The following is a 16,012-nucleotide window of genomic DNA, read 5'->3' on the forward strand; positions in this document are numbered from 1 at the left end:
TTTCAGCCGCGCAGCAGCGTTTCGACGCCCCGGCCGCGGATGGATGCGTCGAGCACCTGCACGGTGTGCGCCATCGCCAGGCGCTCACCGCGACGCTCGAGCGCCGTGCGGATCTGCATCGAGCACCCCGGGTTCGCCGTCACCAGCAGCTTCGCGCCGGTGGCGAGGATGTTCTCGGCCTTGCGGTCACCCAGTTCGCGCGCGGCCTCCGGCTGGAGCAGGTTGTAGACGCCTGCGGAACCGCAGCACAGTTCGCCCCGGTTGATCTCCTTGAGCTCCAGCCCGGGAATCGCGCGCAGGAGTTCACGAGGCTGCGACCTGATGCCCTGGCCGTGCGCCAGGTGGCAGGCATCGTGGTAGGCGATCTGCACCGGCAGCGGGTGGCGCTCGGCGACCGGGCCCAGCTCGGCAAGCAGTTCGGAGATGTCGCGCACTCGCGCGGAGAAGCGTTCCGCTCGCTCGGCGTATTCCGGGTCGTCCTGCAGCAGTCGCGGGTATTCCTTCAGCGTGGAGCCGCAGCCGGCCGAGTTGATGACGACGTAGTCCACGCCGGATTCTTCGAAGGTGTCCAGCAGTTGGCGGGCGAACTTCACCGCTTCGGGTTCGCGCCCGGAGTGCTCGCTGAGCGCGCCGCAGCAGCCCTGCGCCGGCGGGATGACGACGTCGCAGCCTTCTGCGGAGAGGATGCGCGCCGTTGCCGCGTTGACATCGGGGAAGAACGCGCTCTGCACGCAGCCGGTGATCATGCCGACGGTCGCGCGTCGCTTGCCGCGCGCCGGGATCCGGTTTCCCAGCTTCGGCGCGCGACTGATCGGCGGCGCCAGGGACTCCATCACCTGCAGCCCGTCCGGCAGCTTCGACAGCAGCCCGGACCGCTTGAGCAGGTTGCCGATGCCGAGCCGCTGGTACAGCGCGAGCGGTCCGCGCATCGCCTTGAGGCGGCGCGGGTACGGGAACAGCGTGAAGATCGCCGTGCGCAGGAGCCGCTCCCAGCGTCCGCGCTGGTGGTTTCGTTCGACCTGGGCCCGCGTCTCGGTGATGAGCGTGCCGTACTGCACCCCGGACGGGCAGGCGGTCACGCAGGCCATGCAGCCGAGGCATGCGTCGAAGTGACCGGCCATCGTGTCGGTCATGGGCTCGCCTTCGAGCCCTTCCTTCATCAGGTAGATGCGCCCGCGCGGCGAGTCCATCTCCTCGCCCCACAGGTCGTAGGTGGGGCAGGTGGGCAGGCAGAATCCACAGTGGACGCAGTCGTCGACGAGCTCGCGCTGCGGCGGGTGCAGCGCGTCGAAGGCGCCCGGGCGGGCCGGGGTCTCGGTCATCAGATTCCTCCCACGAACCGGCCGGGGGCGAGCCGGTGTTCCGGATCGAACTGGTCCTTGGTGCGACGCATCAGCGCCAGCAGTCCGGGCGCGATCGGCCCCCACGGGTCGATCGCGGCGTCCTGCGGCGCGCGGAGCAGTACCGCGTAGTCGCAGCTGGCGCGCAGCGCTTTGACGAGCTCGGCGACGCCGGCGGCGTCCGCGTCGCCGGGCAGCCCGGCGTTCAGCACGCCAAGTCCGGCGGCGCCGCGGATCGCCAGCGGCAGGCCGTTCGCCGCGGCGGCGTCTTGCGCGGCGTTGAGCAGTCGGGGCAGCGCGGTCGGCTCCGCGCCGAAGCGCAGGCCGATCCCGTCGGCCGGGTCGAACGGGTATTGCCCCCACCACGAAGGGGCCTGCGCCAGCACTTCCGCGCCGTGCCCGATGGCGGCGGCCAGCTCGACCGCGCGGTCGTGCGTGGCGGTGGGCCTGCCTTCGAGCTGCGCGCAGACCGTGATCGGCCCGCCGGGTTCGGCCCGGTCGAGTTCGATCGCGGTGGGCATCGCCTGGGAGTGCCGGACGATGTCGGCGGCGGCCGCGGCGCTTTCCGGGTCGTCGACGGTGACCGTGATCCAGCGGTGCTCGGCGGCGACCGGGTGCAGCCGGAACACGGCTTCGGTGATCACCCCGAGCGTGCCGAAGGAGCCGGTGTAGAGCTTGCCGAGGTCGTAGCCCGCGACGTTCTTCACGACCTTGCCGCCCGCCGTGGTCACCGTGCCGTCGGCCCGCACGACCGTGATGCCGATCAGCAGGTCGCGCACCCCGCCGAAGAGGTGCCGGGACGGCCCCGCGGTTCCGGTCGCGATGATGCCGCCCAGCGTCGCCGTCGGCAGCGGCTGGTCGATCGCCAACTGCTGCCCGGCGGCGCGGGCAGCACTGTTGACCTCGGCGATCGGCGTTCCGGCCAGGGCGTGCACCACGAGGTCACCCGCGGCGTGGTCGACGATGCCGCTCGCGGCCGACACGTCGAGCAGCAGGTCCACGGCGTCCGGCGCGCAACCCCAGGCGAGCTTGCTGCCCGATCCCCTGGGCACCACCCGCAGGCCGTGCTCGGCGGCGATCTTCATCGCCACCGACGCCCGCTCCGTTCCGTCCACAGTGGCCACCCAGTGCGGGCGGACGCCGGACACGGCGTCGGCCTCCGTCGCTTCCCGCACGCATTCGGCGCCCAGCGCGGCCACCAGTGCTCCGTGCGCGGCGTCCTTGGTCGTAGTGGGCATCAGAACTGGTCCGCCAATCCCGCTTCGGTCAGTGGGTGCACGCCGCGCCGGGGCCCGGGCACTTCGCCGCAGAGCCTCGGCGTCGGGAAGACCTTGCCCGGGTTGCAGATCCCGACCGGGTCGAAGGCGCAGCGCACGCGTTGCATGGTGTCCAGGTCGTCGGCGGTGAACATCCGGCCCATGTACTTGACCTTGTCCGCGCCGACCCCGTGCTCTCCGGTGATGGAGCCGCCGTGCTCGATGCACAGGTCGAGGATCGCGCCGGAGACCGCTTCGGCACGCTCGTTCGCCCCCGGCTCGGCATCGTCGAAGAGCACCAGCGGGTGCAGGTTCCCGTCTCCGGCGTGGAAGACGTTGGCGACCCGCACGCCCGATTCGGCGGACAGCCTGGCGATCCGGCCGAGCACCTCGGGCAGCGCGGTCCGCGGGATCACCCCGTCCTGCACGATGTAGTCGGGGCTGATGCGGCCCACCGCGGCGAACGCGGACTTGCGGCCCTTCCAGATCATCGCGCGTTCGTGATCGTCGGCGGCGACCCGGATTTCGAACGCGCCGTGCGCCTCGCAGTGCCGCTTCACCTCGGTGAAGGTGTGCTCGACCTCGGCTGCGGGGCCGTCGAGTTCGACGACCAGCACCGCGCCGGCGCCTTCCGGGTAGCCGCACTGCACGGCCTGTTCGGCGGCTTCGATGGCCAGCGCGTCCATCATCTCGATCGCCGCCGGGGTGACGCCGTCGGCGATGATCGCCGAGACCGCCGCGCCCGCCTCGTCGGTGGACGGGAACCCTGCCAGCAAGGTCTGCACCGCCTCGGGTTTGCGCAGCAGCCGCACGGTGATCTTGGTGACCACGCCGAGCGTGCCTTCGCTGCCGATGAAGGCGCCCAGCAGGTCGTAGCCTGGGGTTTCACGCGCGTTGCCGCCGAGTTCGACGATGTCGCCGTCCGGGGTGACGACCTCGAGAGCGAGGATGTGGTTGGTGGTGAAGCCGTACTTCAGGCAGTGCGCGCCGCCGGAGTTCTCCGCGACGTTGCCGCCCACCGAGCAGACCTGCTGGCTGGACGGGTCCGGCGCGAAGTAGTAGCCCTGCGCGGCGACGGCCTTGGTGACATCGAGGTTGATCACGCCCGGTTCGACGACGGCCCGCTCGTTGGCCAGGTCGATCTCCAGGATCCGCCGCATCTTCGAGGTCACCACGAGCACACCGGAAGCGTGCGGGAGCGCCCCGCCCGACAGTCCGGTGCCGGAACCTCGGGCGACGAACGGGACCTGGTGCTCGGCGCAGATCCGGACGATCTCCTGGACCTGCTCGGCGGTTTCCGGCAGCACCACCACGGCCGGCACGACCCGGTAGCTCGCCAGCCCGTCGCATTCGTAGGTGCGCAGCCGCTGCGGGTCGGTGATCACTGCGTTGGGCGGCAGTGCCGCGTGGAACCGCTGCACGACCTGGTCGAGCACCGGCTCGATCGCGGTGCTGGTCGACTGCATGCTCAGCCTCCCGGTTACTTCCGTTTTACGGAATGACCCTTCCGGTCATCGGGAACCCTAGGTTGTTCACAACATAGATACAAGAGGTGGACAAGATGTTCCGCCGTCGCGCACAGCATCAGGATCGCGCTCGGCTCCCGCCGTGACCAGAGCAAGGGAACCTTCCTGTCACTTCCACCGCAAGACGAGCCGCCGCCAGGCGGGAAATGACAGGAAGGTTCCCATCCTCACGCCCTCCGGGCCGCCGGATGACAGGAAAGTTCCCATGCTCGCACCGCCGCGAATGCCGAGGCCCGGAGGCGAGCGCCGCGGTCAACGGACGAAAGCGGAAGACGTCTCAAAACGAGCGGAACCGAATACTTCTCATCAACGTCAAACGCGACGTAAGGTCGACAACCAGTCAAATCACGCTGAGGGGAAGTGCCGCAGTGGGTGGCAATCTGCAGATGACGCCCGGGACGCTGACCGAACACGGCTCCGGCTGCGAGAGCCTCGCCGACAAGTTCGGGCAGCTCTCTCAGCTTCTGGAGCAGGCGCGCACCGACGACCAGTGCTTCGGCCCGATCGGCAACGCCGTCGGCATCAGCGACAAGTACTTCGAAACCCTGCAGGGCTGCCAGGAGATGGCGCAGAAGGCCCAGCAGTTCCTCACCGAGACCAAGCAGGCCCTCGAAGACACCATCAAGGACTACGACGAGACCGAGCAGCAGATCATCGAGATGCTGAACAAGGCCGGAGAGGGGCTCGCAGGATGACCGGCCCGGGAACTTTCACCGAGCTCAACCAGGGCGACTCCACCCGCAAGAACTGGGCCGAGCAGACCCTGACCCGCGGCTCCTCCATCGCCGGAGCCACCTCCGACCTGAAGGACGCGGCCGCCAACACCAACGGCGGCAGCCTCGCCGACGGCTCCGCCGCGCCCGAATGGACCTCCGCGGTCATCTCGGCGCGCCAGGAGCAGATGGATCTGCTGTCCAATCCCGGCGCGGCGCTGCTGGACAACGGCCTCGGGTTCCTGGTGTCGATCGTGATGACGCCGCTGATCGAGATCGCCGAGCAGGCCATCGGCGACCCCGAGCAGATGCGTGCCACCGGCAAGGGCTGGGACGAGGTCGCGAAGTGGCTCGACTCGGTCGCCGAGCAGGAGCCCCAGCGCGCTGAGGCGACCGCCGGGACGTGGGTCGGCCAGGACGGCGACGCCTTCCGCAAGCAGATGACCGAGTTCGGCGACGGGACCAAGGCCCTGGCGCAGGACGTCCGCGGGCTGAAGGAAACCCTGGACGGCATCGCGGACATGTTCGACATGTTCGTCGAGATGGTCATCAACATCCTCACCGAGCTGATCATCAGCCTGATCGTCCAGTGGCTCGCCGCGCTCGCCGCGTCGTGGATCACCGCGGGCGCGGTGGTGGGCGCGGCCGGCGCGACCACCACCGCGTCGGTCGGCATCACCGGTGGCCGGATCGCCACGCAGGTCGCCAAGATCCAGGCCCAGCTCTACAAGTGGCTGAAGAGGCTGGAAGAGCTGCTCAACAAGATCCGCGAATCCGGCAAGCTCGGCAGGCTGCTCACCCGGGGAATCTCCAAGGGCAAGATCGAGCAGGTGAAGGACCCCAACACCGGCGAGGTGCTGCGCGAGTTCGCCACGTCGAAGACCAGCAACGTCTTCATGAAGGGCCAGGGCCTGCACAAGACCGGGGAGGAAGCGCTGGCCGCGAACCTCGCGGGCAAGGTCATCGGCGGGGCGCTCGGCGGCGAGACGTCGCTGGTCGGTGCTGGTATTAGTGGCGTGACGGAGACCCTCGAAGGACAGGCCGTCAAGGAGATCCCCAAGGCCATGTACGACGAGGCCAACCAGCGGATCAGCGGACAGCTCTCCCCGGAGGAGAGCAAGGCCGCGCAGGAGAAGGGATTCTCGTGACCCCGTGGGAGCGGCGAGCTGAATGACCCTGGAACACCTGATCCTGAGCGCACGCTCGTCGTGGTGCCGGCCGGGGGAGCCGATCGCCTGGGCCTTCCCCGACCCGTACCACGTCCCGCTGTTCGAAGTGGGCGGGCTCGACGAGCACGGCAAGAAGCGGCGCGGCATCCTCACCCGCGCCGCGTTCCAGGTGGGCGCAGTGCCGTTCCGCGTCAACTCCCTGTTCACCGGCGGCGACGAGCCGTCCGACGAACGCAACCTGCCGACAGCGGTGGTTTCGGCCCGGAGCGTGTCGGAGACCGCCGTGCGGATGACCGGTGCGCAAGGCGAGGCCGCCCCGGGAGAACTCCCCGGCGTCCTCGTGGCCACCCCCGACCGGTTGGCGCTGCTGGAGCTGCCAGAACTCCCGGAAGGCTCGCAGGACTGGTTCGACAAGGGCATGGAGACGATCAAGAAAGCCACCGGCCCCGTCTACCGGCTCGCCGACGACTTCGCGGGCACCATGGGTAGCACGGTCAACAACAAGGGCCGGTACTTCGACCATGGCGGCCAGACCCAGGTGCCGCAGGTGATCGAGCGCGCGAGCGTCGGCACCGACCAGATCAGCGGCTACGAGATCGTGCAACGCCGATTCGGCGGTCTCGGGCGCGAACGGGAAGACAGGGCGGCGGCGTACCTGCGGATCACGTTCGCCGACGGCTCGCGGCTCGATCTCCAGGTGCCCGCGAAAGCCCAACCGGACCGGGTGCTCGGTCTGGTCAACACCAGGAGCGGCAGTTGGTAGCCACCCCGAAGGACGTCGCGAAGGTCGCCGAACACGGCTGGCTCCGGCAGGGCGAGGCGTTCCACCGCATCTTCCACCGCGCCCCCGGGTTCCTGGCGTCCACGGTGGCCGGTCGAAACGCCGTTCCGCACGCACCGGCCAACCCCGTGCCGAAGTGCAAGCAGGAAGTGTCGGAGACGTACCTGAAGCCGGCCGACCTCACCGTGCGCGGGGACTACCTCGGCGACGAGTGGGTGCACGACGCGGGAATCCGCGGCTGGGCCACCGCGTCCGACAGCGGCCAACTCGCGATCCAGAGCGCCGACGTGCTGACCGCGGGCAACGGGTACGCCTGGTTGGTCGCCACCAACCAGCGCATGGCCGTGGTCATCCCGGCCCGGTTCGTCGACCTGCCCGCCTCCCGAACCCCGCCCCCCGCGCCGCTGCTGGGGCTGGAAACGTCTTTGATCACGTGGTGGGAACAGCCGCCGAACGCAGTGCGCGGCATCCGCGACGTGCTGCTGGGGCGGACGTTCGTCGGAGCGCCGTTCGCCTCCATCGATTTCGCCGACGGCTCCAAGCTCCTGCTCCGGCAGTGACCCCTCGCCGCAGGCGTCGCGAATGACAGGAAGGTTCCCGTGCTGCGGCCCCACTCGGGCCGTGGTGACAGGAAGGTTCCCATGCTTCACGCCGTCGGCAATGGCAGGAAAGTTCCCATGCTGCGCCGCTATGCGGGCGGAGTGACAGGAAGGTTCCCGTGCTGCACTCCGGCCGCCGCCGTGGTGACAGGAAAGTTCCCATGCTTTCGCCGTGTCACAGCTGGGCGAGGGTTTTGATCGACGGCATGGCCGTCTTGCCCAGGCGGTCCACCGCGCGCTGGACGTGATCGCCCGGGTAGCGGAAGCGCAGTTGGTCCGGCACCGCCAGGCCGGTCGTCCTGAACCCGCACAGTCCCGCCGCGACCACCGGCGCCGGGTACGCCGGGCGGCCGTGCAGCTTCCGCGCCCACCCCGGCAGCACCGAGTACGCGAGGTGTCCGAGGGGCAGGTAGCCGAGGTTCACCGGCAGCAGCCACCACGGCGCGAACGGCCGGTGCAGGAAGTCGTAGACCAGGTCGGAGTCGGCCGTCCGCTGCAGTTCGGGCCGGATCTGCTCGAAGTACTCCGCCATCGCACGGGTCGAGCCGGGCACCTCCGCCGGGTCGAGCCCGACGAGGGCGGCCGCCCGGCGCTGTTCGTCGAAGTACCGGTCGAGTTGCGCCTCGGTGAGCGGGAACCCTGCGCGCCGCACGACACCGGCGAACGATGCGACCTCGGCGCAATGCACCCAGCGCAGCAGGTCCGGGTCGTCCAAGCGGATCTCGGCGCCGGTTCTCCGATCGGTCGCGCTGAGCATGCGGTGCACCCGGCGGACCCGTTCGCCCGCGGATTCGGCTTCGGCCGTCGTGCCGTAGGTCGTCGTGGCGACGAAGTTCCCGGTGCGCATCAGGCGTCCCAGCGGGTCTTCCCGGAACCGGGAGTTCTGCACGACGGCCGCCACCGCACGCGGGTGCAACGCCTGCAGGTAGAGGCTGCAGATCCCGGCGATCCACATCGCCGGGTCAGCATGCAGCTGCCAGGTCACGGTCCGCGGCCCGAACAACCCCTCGTCGCGCATCCGCCCGTCACCCGCCCAACATCAGCACCGGAACCAGTTGTTCGGCCGAGGTGAGCGAGCCGTGGTGACCTCGCAGCGCGGACTCCCCCGGCTCGACCACCGACCGGATCACCCCGGAATCACGCATGATCGCCAGCACGTCGCCGATGCGCGGTCGCACCGAATCGGCGACCACCGGGCCGAACCAGCCCTCGTCGATCGCCTGCTCACCGGTGAGCACCATGCCGCGATCGCCGATCGTCTCCCGCCAGGCGGCGTGCACATCGGCCAGCGCACCGGGTTCGACGTAGATGTGGCGGGCGCGGACCTCGCCGCCGAGGAGGCGGACACCGGCTCGCAATGCCGGGTCGGTGTCGGCGTCGACCGCCTCGCCGGGGTCGATCTCGACCATGCCGTGATCGGCGATCACGGTCAGCACCGCGTCGCGCGGGAGGCGTTCGGCCAGCATCGCCACCAGGCGATCGATGACCGTCAGCTGCAGGCGCCACGGCAACGAGCCGGGGCCGTGGACGTGCCCGAGGAAGTCGAGGTGACCGTGGTAGCCGTAGCACAGCGCCGGGCTGTCGGCTCCCAGCGCGGCGAGCAGTTCAGCGGCGAGATCGCCCAGGGCGCGCAAGCCCCGGAAATCCGCGCCGCGAAACGCGGCCCTGGTCAGCCCGGTGTTCGCGAACTCCGCGGGCACGACGGTCCGGACGTCGACGCCCGCTGCGGCCGCCCGTTCCAGCACCGTCGGCGTCGGTTGGGCCTGTTCGGGTGGCCACTGGTCGAGCAGGCTCCGACGGCCTCCGGCGGAATCGCCCGTCGTCCCGTGGGTTCCCCAGCTCAGCGGGTGCAGCAGGCCGCCCGAGGGCTCGGCGAAGCTGTAGCCGACGAGACCGTGCTCGCCCGCGCACCGGCCGGTGCCCAGCGAGGTGATGCTGGTGACCGTCGTCGTCGGGAAACCGGCCTTCAGCGGCGGCGACGTCAGCAGGCCGGCCATGAACGGCGCGTCTTCCGCGTGCTCGCGCAGCAGGTCCTGGCCGAGCCCGTCGATCAGCAACACGCCCGCGGTGCGGCAGGCCGGGAACCCGATGGTGTCGGAGAACCCGGCCACGTCCATCGCACCGAGCAACGATGGGAGGACGTCGGGCAGTGCTCGCCCGTCGTCGTCGGGAGCGACGATCCAGTCCATGGCGCCCTGCCTCTCTCGTGGGCGCGTGCGCCCACGACCGTCAGAATCCCATCGACCGCCCGATGACTTCCTTCATGATCTCGGTGGTGCCGCCGTAGATCGTCTGGATCCGGGAATCCAGGTACGCCTTGGCGATCGGGTATTCCGTCATGTACCCGTAGCCGCCGTGCAGTTGCAGGCAGCGGTCCACGACCCGCTTGTTCAGCTCGCTGAGCCACCACTTGGCCATCGAGGCGTGCTCGTTGTCCAGTTCACCGCGAACGTGGTCCATGACGCAACGATCCGTGAACACCCGGCCGATCTCGACCTCGGTGGCCATCTCCGCCAGCTCGAACCGGATGTGCTGGAACTTGCCGATCGGACGGCCGAACGCCGTGCGGTCGCGGCAGTAGTCCTTGGTGATGGCCAGGACCTTCTCGGCGGTGGCGGCCGAGGCGACCGCGATCGACAGCCGCTCCTGCGGCAGGTTCTGCATCAGGTAGATGAAGCCCTGCCCTTCCTCGCCGAGCAGGTTGCGCGCCGGTACCCGCACGTCGTTGAAGAACAGCTCCGCGGTGTCCTGCGACTTCTGGCCGATCTTGTCGAGATTGCGGCCGCGTTCGAAGCCGGGCATGCCGCGCTCCACGACCAGCAGGCTGATGCCCTCGTACCCGGCGTCCGGGTCGGTGCGGGCCACCACGATCACCAGGTCGGCGAGGATGCCGTTGCTGATGAACGTCTTCTGCCCGTTGAGGACGAAGTCGTCGCCGTCGCGCACCGCGGTGGTGCGGATGCCCTGCAGGTCGCTGCCCGCACCCGGCTCCGTCATGGCGATGGCGGTGATGAGCTCGCCGCTGCAGAACCCGGGCAGCCAGCGCTGCTTCTGCTCGTCGGTGGCCAGCCTGTTCAGGTACGGCGCGATGATGTCGTTGTGCAGCGGCGAGCCGAAGCCGGAGATGCCCGCGCCGACGAGTTCCTCGTCGAACACCACGTTGAACCGGAAGTCGTCGACGCCACCGCCGCCGTACTGCTCGTCGACGGCGAAGCCGAGCAGCCCCTGCGCCCCGGCGGCCAACCACGACTCGCGGCTGACGACCCCGGCGGCCTCCCACTCCTCGACGTGCGGCACGAGCTCCTTGTTGACGAAGGTGCGCACCGTCTCGCGGAACGCCTCGTGTTCGGGCTCGAACAACTCCCTGCGCATCGGTTCACGCCTCCTTTCGATGTTCACGCCGGGCGTGGGAGGAAGGGAACTTTCCTGTCACCACGACCCTGGCGGGACGACAGCATGGGAACTTTCCTGTCACCACGACCCCAGCCGGACGGGAGGATGGGAACCTTCCTGTCACCGACCGGCGAGGGCGGGTCGCGGTTTCGGGCCCGGGAGCCGGTTGCCAGCGGGTGCGAGGATGGGAACCTTTCTGCCATCCCCCGCCCACGCGGCGACTGGTCGCGGCGGCGCCGCTCATCGGTCCCTCGAACCGAACGCACCGGATTCGAACAGTTCCGGCGGGACCTTCCAGTCCCGCAGCACCTCCTCGGTGTCCGCGCCCGCCTCGGCGACCGGTCCGGGCGGCGGGTTCGGGGTCCGGCTGAAGCGCGGTGCCGGTGCCGGCTGCAAGACACCGTCCCGTCGCACCAGGGTTTCCCGGGCCGCGACGTGGGGGTGGGTTTCGGCTTCTGCCATGGACAGCACCGGCGCGACGCACGCGTCGGAGCCGGCGAACAGTTCGGCCCACTCCTGCCTGGTGCGCTGCCGGAAGGTTGCGGCGAACCGTTCGCGCAGCGCCGGCCAGTTCGCGGGGTCGTCGCGGTCGGGCACCTCGCCCGCCAGCCCCAGCCGGTCCAGCAGTTCGGCGTAGAACTGCGGCTCCAGCGCGCCGACCGAGACGTATTCGCCGTCGGAGGTTTCGTAGACGTCGTAGTAGGGCGCACCGGTGTCCAGCAGGTTGGTGCCGCGGTCGGTCTTCCAGCCGCCGGTCGACAGGAAGCTGAACAGCATGGTGCCCAGGTGCGCGGCACCGTCCACAATGGCCGCGTCGACGACTTGCCCGCGGCCGCTGGTGCGCGCTTCGAGCAGCGCTGCCAGAACACCGACAGCCAGGTACATCGCGCCGCCCCCGAAGTCGCCGAGCAGGTTCGCGGGGACCTGCGGCGGCCCGCCTTCGCGGCCGATGGCGTGCAGCATGCCGCCGAGGGAGATGTAGTCGATGTCGTGCCCCGCGGTCGACGCCAGCGGCCCGTGCTGACCCCAGCCGGTCATCCGCCCGTAGACCAGCTTCGGGTTGACCGCCCAGCACTGCTCCGGCCCCACGCCCAGGCGTTCGGTGACCCCGGGGCGCAGTCCTTCCAGCAGCACGTCCGCCCGCTCGGCCAGCGCCAGCACCGCCTCCGCGCCGCGTTCGTGCTTGAGGTCCACCTGCACCGATCGCTTGCCGCGGTTGAGCAGGTCGGTCTTGCCCCCGGCGGCAGTGGGCCGGTCCACTCTCACCACGTCGGCACCGAGATCGGCCAGCAGCATCGCGCAGAACGGGGCCGGCCCGATACCGGCGAGTTCGACGACTTTGATCCCTGCCAGCGGCCCGCCTGTTCCCGTCACGCCACACCTCTCCACGGCCTGTGTCACGCACCACAAGTATCGCGACGCAATTAGTGTTACACCGTTGGTGTTACAGCGGTCAAGGCCTTGACCTGCCCCGAAAGCCCTGCGTTCGGGGCAGGTCCGAGCAGACGTGCATCACAGCACACGGAACATGCACTCGGCTCCCACGCAGCGCTCGCAGTGGTGCCGTCGGCGCGCGGAACGAGACGTCCGTTTGCCGCCAGCCCGGTGCACCTCCCGCCGCAAGGATTGATCGCATGACGGCAACAACCTCGACGCATACCCGGATCGAACCCGGCATCCTCTACTTCGGGACACCGGTAGTGCTGATCTCCACGCTGAACGAAGACGGATCCGCCAATCTCGCCCCGATGTCATCGGCCTTCTGGCTCGGCTGGCGAGGCATGCTCGGGATGAGCGCCCACTCGAAGACCATGCAGAACATGCGGCGGACCGGCGAATGCGTCCTGAACCTGCCGTCCGATTCGCTCGCGCACGTCGTCGATCGGCTGGCGATGACCACGGGTTCGAATCCGGTTCCGCCCTACAAGCACGAGGCGGGCTACCGGTTCGAGCCCGACAAGTTCGGCCGCGCGGAACTCACACCGGTCGCCTCCGAAACGGTGTCGCCGCCACGCGCCGCCGAGTGCCCGGTGGCGATGGAAGCCGTCGTCGAGGCAGAGCACCCGGTGGCCGAGGACGACGAGGCGCAGCGCGGCGGGATCGTGGCCCTCGAGGTGCGCATCCAGCGAGTGCACGTGCACGAGCAGATCCGCATGGAGGGCACCAGCGACCGCATCGACCCGGACGCGTGGCGACCGCTGATCATGAGCTTCCAGAAGTTCTACGGGCTCGGACCGCAGGTGCACCCGTCCAGGCTCGCGCAGATCCCGGAAGGGTTCTACCGCGGCCCGGACATCGAACGAGGACGAGAGGCCCCGACGCTGCGGGTCGGCTAGGCCCCGAGCGCCCCGGCTCGGACCGCCGGTGGCCCGTTCATGCGGACGGTCTGTTCTCGCGCCTTCGGGAACAGGCCATCCGCATGGCGGTCGGCCAAGCCTCTGGGGCGGACAGCAGTAGTCCGACCTGCTTGAACCCGGACAACCGGGATCACAGTGTCGATGAGACACCGTTGGTGTTACAGCGGTCAAGGAGTAACGTTGCGGCCATGCTCCGAACTGCGGACGAAGAGCTCACCATCGACGAACTGGCCGCCCGCGCCGGAGTCACCGTGCGCACCGTCCGGTTCTACTCCTCTCGCGGCCTGCTGCCGCCGCCGCGACTGCGCGGCCGGCTCGGCCTCTATGGCGGCGACCACCTGGCCCGACTCGACCTGATCCGCGAACTGCAGGCACTCGGCTTCACGCTATCGGCGATCGAGCGCCACCTGGAGCGCATCCCGGCCGATGCCTCGCCGGACGAGCTCGCGTTGCAGCGCGCGCTGATCGCGCCGTGGACGGACGACCACGCCGAGGACCTGGAGCGCCACGAGCTCGATCGCCGCGCCGGCCGGCACCTCGACGACCGGCTGGTCGAGCAGCTCATCGAACTCGGAATGCTGCAGCGGATCCCGGATTCGACGCGGCTCCGGCTGCCCAGCTCGGCGATGCTGGGCGTCGGCCTGCAGATCCTGGACCTCGACCTGCCGCTGGAAATGCTGTTGCAGGCCAAGGGAATCGTGGAGCAGCACACCGCGCAGATCGCGACCGAGCTGCGCGAACTGTTCGCCGCGAACGTGCTCCGCCCCTACGTCGAGCGCGGCCGACCGGAAGATGAGCGCGAGCGGGTCCGCGCGGCGACCGACCAGTTGCGACCGCTGACCATCCAGGTCCTGGTCAACGGGTTCCAGCGCGCCGTCAACGACGTGATCCGCGACCACGTCTGAATTGACCGGATCGGGCGGCCGATTCCGGCTTTCGGCGCTGGCCAACGACACCTCCCATGAGGTTTCATCTCGTCGTGACGCGTGCCACACCCGAGCATGCGCAGAGGGGAGACCGGATGCGATGAGCGCTTCGGAAGCCTGGGCCGCGACCGCGTCGGAGACGACCATCCCGCAGCTGTTCTCGCGCAACGCCGCGGAATTCCCGCAGCGCCCTGCGCTCACCGACAACGGGCGCGAGCCGCGCGCCTGGACCTGGGCCGAAGCGCGCCACGAGGTCCACGAGCTGGCCGCCGGGCTTACGGCATTGGGCTTGCAATCAGGCCAAACGATGCTGATCATGATGGCGAACCGCGCCGAGCACTGGCTGATCGATGTCGCGGCGACGCACATCGGCGCGGTGCCGAGCACCCTCTACCCCACGCTCAGCCAGGACCAGGTGCATTACATCGCCCAGCACAGCAGGGCCCGGGTCGTCGTGCTCGACGGCGCCGACCAGTTGCGACGCTGGTCCAAAGTGCTGCGCAACGTGTCCACCATCGAGCACGTCGTGGTGCTGGACGAGGCGGCGATGGTGTCCGCGGATCACCGGTTCCGCACCTGGGAGCGCTTGCGGGTGCTCGGCGAACAGCGCTTGCGCGACGATCCGGACCTGGTGCAGCGGACGGCGGCGGCGATCGCGCCGAACCACCCGGCCGCGATCCTCTACACCTCCGGTACCACCGGCGAGCAGAAGGGCGTGGTGCTCACGCACCGGAACATCTGCTTCGCGGCCGCAGCGCTGCATCAGATCACGCAGCCCGAGCGGCACGCGCCGCGCCTGTGCTACCTGCCGCTGGCGCACATCGCGGAGCGGATGGTCGGGCTCTACGCCGCGATCCACGACGCCGCGCACGTGCACTTCTGCGCCGATCAAAGCCGGATCCTGGCCGCGCTGACCCACGCACGCCCTGCGCTCTTCTTCGGCGTTCCCCGGATCTGGGAGAAGCTCGCCGCAGCGCTCCAGAAGATCCCGGCCGAACAGCGCGCCAACCAGCAGGCGCTGCGCGCCCGCATCGGGTTGGACCGCGCCCTGTGGCCGTCCAGCGGCGCCGCCCCGATCGACACCGGCTTGCTGGAGTTCTTCAGCACGATCGGCTTGGACATCTTCGAGCTCTGGGGCATGACCGAAACCACCGGCTGCGCCACCACCAACTCCGCCGGCGCGCGCCGCCCCGGCACCGTGGGCCGCGCCGTGCCCGGCGTGGAGATCCGCACCGCGGCCGACGGCGAGGTGCTGGTGCGCGGCCCGTTGGTGTGCGCGGGATATCTGCAGCCCGACGGGCTGATCCGGCCGGCCGCCGACGCCGACGGCTGGCTGCGCACCGGCGACGTCGGCGTGTTGGACGCCGACGGTTTCCTCACGATCACCGGCAGGAAGAAAGAGCTGATCATCTCGGCAGGCGGCAAGAACATCGCGCCCACGGCGGTGGAGAACGCGCTCACGGCGCATCCGCTGATCGGGCACGCGCTGGCGTTCGGGGATGGCCGCCCGTACCTCGTCGCGCTGCTGGTGCTCGACGAGGACACCGCGCCGAAGTGGGCGCGCGAGCGCGGCATCGCCTTCCGGGACCGCGCCGACCTCGCCGCGCATCCCGCGGTCCGGTCCGAAGTGGAGGCCGCGGTGCGGGCCGCGAACGAACGGCTGAACCGGCCCGAACAGATCAAGCGCTACCGGATCCTCGGCCAGCAGTGGGGCGTCGAAGGCGGCGAGCTGACCCCGACGCTGAAGCTCAAGCGCCGGGTGATCCACGACAAGTACGCCGACATCATCGACCAGCTCTACGGCGACTGACCCGACAGCGCAAGCATGGGAACTTTCCTGTCACCGCGGTCCCGGCGGCGCGAGCACGGGAACCTTCCTGTCACTTCCAGCCTGGCCACTTGGCAGAAAGGTTCCCTTGCTGTCGCCCGACAGCAAGGGAACCTTTCTGTCA

The 16,012-nt window shown here is 69.7% G+C and carries 14 protein-coding genes; 7 read left to right on the forward strand and 7 right to left on the reverse strand.

All coding sequences use genetic code 11. The features are described from left to right. Positions 1-2 precede the first annotated feature (2 nt). Genes glcF through ACWEV3_RS27435 form a run of 3 tightly spaced genes read right to left on the reverse strand, consistent with a single transcriptional unit; the run spans position 3 to position 4,062 of the window. Positions 3-1,322 carry a glycolate oxidase subunit GlcF gene (glcF, locus tag ACWEV3_RS27425; RefSeq protein ID WP_452616646.1) on the reverse strand — a complete coding sequence of 440 codons (1,320 nt, stop codon included), beginning with the start codon at positions 1,320-1,322 and terminating at the stop codon, positions 3-5. After that, positions 1,322-2,578 carry an FAD-binding oxidoreductase gene (locus ACWEV3_RS27430; protein ID WP_452616647.1) on the reverse strand — a complete coding sequence of 419 codons (1,257 nt, stop codon included), beginning with the start codon at positions 2,576-2,578 and terminating at the stop codon, positions 1,322-1,324. The genes glcF and ACWEV3_RS27430 overlap by 1 nt, the downstream gene beginning before the upstream one ends. Next, positions 2,578-4,062: an FAD-linked oxidase C-terminal domain-containing protein gene (locus ACWEV3_RS27435; protein ID WP_452616648.1), complete on the reverse strand. Its 1,485-nt coding sequence runs from the start codon at positions 4,060-4,062 to the stop codon at positions 2,578-2,580. Before ACWEV3_RS27435 ends, ACWEV3_RS27430 begins: the two co-directional genes overlap by 1 nt. A 428-nt stretch (positions 4,063-4,490) precedes the next feature. Between ACWEV3_RS27435 and ACWEV3_RS27440 the strand changes: the two genes are divergently transcribed. Genes ACWEV3_RS27440 through ACWEV3_RS27455 form a run of 4 tightly spaced genes read left to right on the forward strand, consistent with a single transcriptional unit; the run spans position 4,491 to position 7,345 of the window. Next, positions 4,491-4,817 (forward strand): hypothetical protein, encoded by a 327-nt coding sequence (locus ACWEV3_RS27440; RefSeq protein ID WP_452616649.1) that lies wholly within the window; start codon positions 4,491-4,493, stop codon positions 4,815-4,817. After that, complete coding sequence (locus tag ACWEV3_RS27445; protein ID WP_452616650.1) at positions 4,814-5,983, forward strand: WXG100 family type VII secretion target; 1,170 nt, start codon at positions 4,814-4,816, stop codon at positions 5,981-5,983. Before ACWEV3_RS27440 ends, ACWEV3_RS27445 begins: the two co-directional genes overlap by 4 nt. 22 nt (positions 5,984-6,005) lie before the next feature. After that, positions 6,006-6,767: a hypothetical protein gene (locus ACWEV3_RS27450; protein ID WP_452616651.1), complete on the forward strand. Its 762-nt coding sequence runs from the start codon at positions 6,006-6,008 to the stop codon at positions 6,765-6,767. Next, positions 6,761-7,345, forward strand: coding sequence for a hypothetical protein (locus ACWEV3_RS27455; protein ID WP_452616652.1), 585 nt, complete (start codon positions 6,761-6,763; stop codon positions 7,343-7,345). Before ACWEV3_RS27450 ends, ACWEV3_RS27455 begins: the two co-directional genes overlap by 7 nt. Positions 7,346-7,559: 214 nt before the next feature. On the opposite strand, the gene ACWEV3_RS27460 is transcribed toward ACWEV3_RS27455, so the two are convergent. The 4 genes from ACWEV3_RS27460 to ACWEV3_RS27475 all read right to left on the reverse strand — a co-directional run bounded on the left by ACWEV3_RS27460 (position 7,560) and on the right by ACWEV3_RS27475 (position 12,151). Next, on the reverse strand, positions 7,560-8,402 hold the full coding sequence (locus tag ACWEV3_RS27460; protein ID WP_452616653.1) for an oxygenase MpaB family protein: 843 nt from the start codon (positions 8,400-8,402) through the stop codon (positions 7,560-7,562). A 7-nt stretch (positions 8,403-8,409) separates the two neighbouring features. After that, on the reverse strand, positions 8,410-9,573 hold the full coding sequence (locus ACWEV3_RS27465; RefSeq protein WP_452616654.1) for an alkaline phosphatase family protein: 1,164 nt from the start codon (positions 9,571-9,573) through the stop codon (positions 8,410-8,412). Positions 9,574-9,613: 40 nt separating this feature from the next. Next, positions 9,614-10,756: an acyl-CoA dehydrogenase family protein gene (locus ACWEV3_RS27470; protein ID WP_452616655.1), complete on the reverse strand. Its 1,143-nt coding sequence runs from the start codon at positions 10,754-10,756 to the stop codon at positions 9,614-9,616. A gap of 261 nt (positions 10,757-11,017) precedes the next feature. Next, the gene (locus ACWEV3_RS27475) at positions 11,018-12,151 is read right to left on the reverse strand and encodes a CaiB/BaiF CoA transferase family protein (RefSeq protein ID WP_452616656.1); all 1,134 of its coding nucleotides are present in this window, start codon (positions 12,149-12,151) and stop codon (positions 11,018-11,020) included. A gap of 260 nt (positions 12,152-12,411) precedes the next feature. Here ACWEV3_RS27475 and ACWEV3_RS27480 point away from each other — a divergent pair, with 260 nt between their 5' ends. The 3 genes from ACWEV3_RS27480 to ACWEV3_RS27490 all read left to right on the forward strand — a co-directional run bounded on the left by ACWEV3_RS27480 (position 12,412) and on the right by ACWEV3_RS27490 (position 15,870). Next, positions 12,412-13,113, forward strand: a complete 702-nt coding sequence (locus ACWEV3_RS27480) for a flavin reductase family protein (protein ID WP_452616657.1) — start codon at positions 12,412-12,414, stop codon at positions 13,111-13,113. A 209-nt stretch (positions 13,114-13,322) separates the two neighbouring features. Next, positions 13,323-14,039: a MerR family transcriptional regulator gene (locus ACWEV3_RS27485; RefSeq protein WP_452616658.1), complete on the forward strand. Its 717-nt coding sequence runs from the start codon at positions 13,323-13,325 to the stop codon at positions 14,037-14,039. A 121-nt stretch (positions 14,040-14,160) separates the two neighbouring features. Then, positions 14,161-15,870 (forward strand): AMP-dependent synthetase/ligase, encoded by a 1,710-nt coding sequence (locus ACWEV3_RS27490; RefSeq protein ID WP_452616659.1) that lies wholly within the window; start codon positions 14,161-14,163, stop codon positions 15,868-15,870. Positions 15,871-16,012 lie beyond the last annotated feature (142 nt).

The sequence above is a fragment of the Saccharopolyspora sp. NPDC003752 genome (assembly GCF_053605825.1).

Excerpts from the sequence above, each read along its gene's own strand:
- glcF (WP_452616646.1), bottom strand. The coding sequence starts at position 1,322 with ATGACCGAGACCCCGGCCCGCCCGGGCGCCTTCGACGCGCTGCACCCG.
- ACWEV3_RS27430 (WP_452616647.1), bottom strand. The coding sequence starts at position 2,578 with ATGCCCACTACGACCAAGGACGCCGCGCACGGAGCACTGGTGGCCGCG.
- ACWEV3_RS27435 (WP_452616648.1), bottom strand. The coding sequence starts at position 4,062 with ATGCAGTCGACCAGCACCGCGATCGAGCCGGTGCTCGACCAGGTCGTG.
- ACWEV3_RS27445 (WP_452616650.1), top strand. The coding sequence starts at position 4,814 with ATGACCGGCCCGGGAACTTTCACCGAGCTCAACCAGGGCGACTCCACC.
- ACWEV3_RS27450 (WP_452616651.1), top strand. The coding sequence starts at position 6,006 with ATGACCCTGGAACACCTGATCCTGAGCGCACGCTCGTCGTGGTGCCGG.
- ACWEV3_RS27460 (WP_452616653.1), bottom strand. The coding sequence starts at position 8,402 with ATGCGCGACGAGGGGTTGTTCGGGCCGCGGACCGTGACCTGGCAGCTG.
- ACWEV3_RS27465 (WP_452616654.1), bottom strand. The coding sequence starts at position 9,573 with ATGGACTGGATCGTCGCTCCCGACGACGACGGGCGAGCACTGCCCGAC.
- ACWEV3_RS27470 (WP_452616655.1), bottom strand. The coding sequence starts at position 10,756 with ATGCGCAGGGAGTTGTTCGAGCCCGAACACGAGGCGTTCCGCGAGACG.
- ACWEV3_RS27480 (WP_452616657.1), top strand. The coding sequence starts at position 12,412 with ATGACGGCAACAACCTCGACGCATACCCGGATCGAACCCGGCATCCTC.
- ACWEV3_RS27485 (WP_452616658.1), top strand. The coding sequence starts at position 13,323 with ATGCTCCGAACTGCGGACGAAGAGCTCACCATCGACGAACTGGCCGCC.
- ACWEV3_RS27490 (WP_452616659.1), top strand. The coding sequence starts at position 14,161 with ATGAGCGCTTCGGAAGCCTGGGCCGCGACCGCGTCGGAGACGACCATC.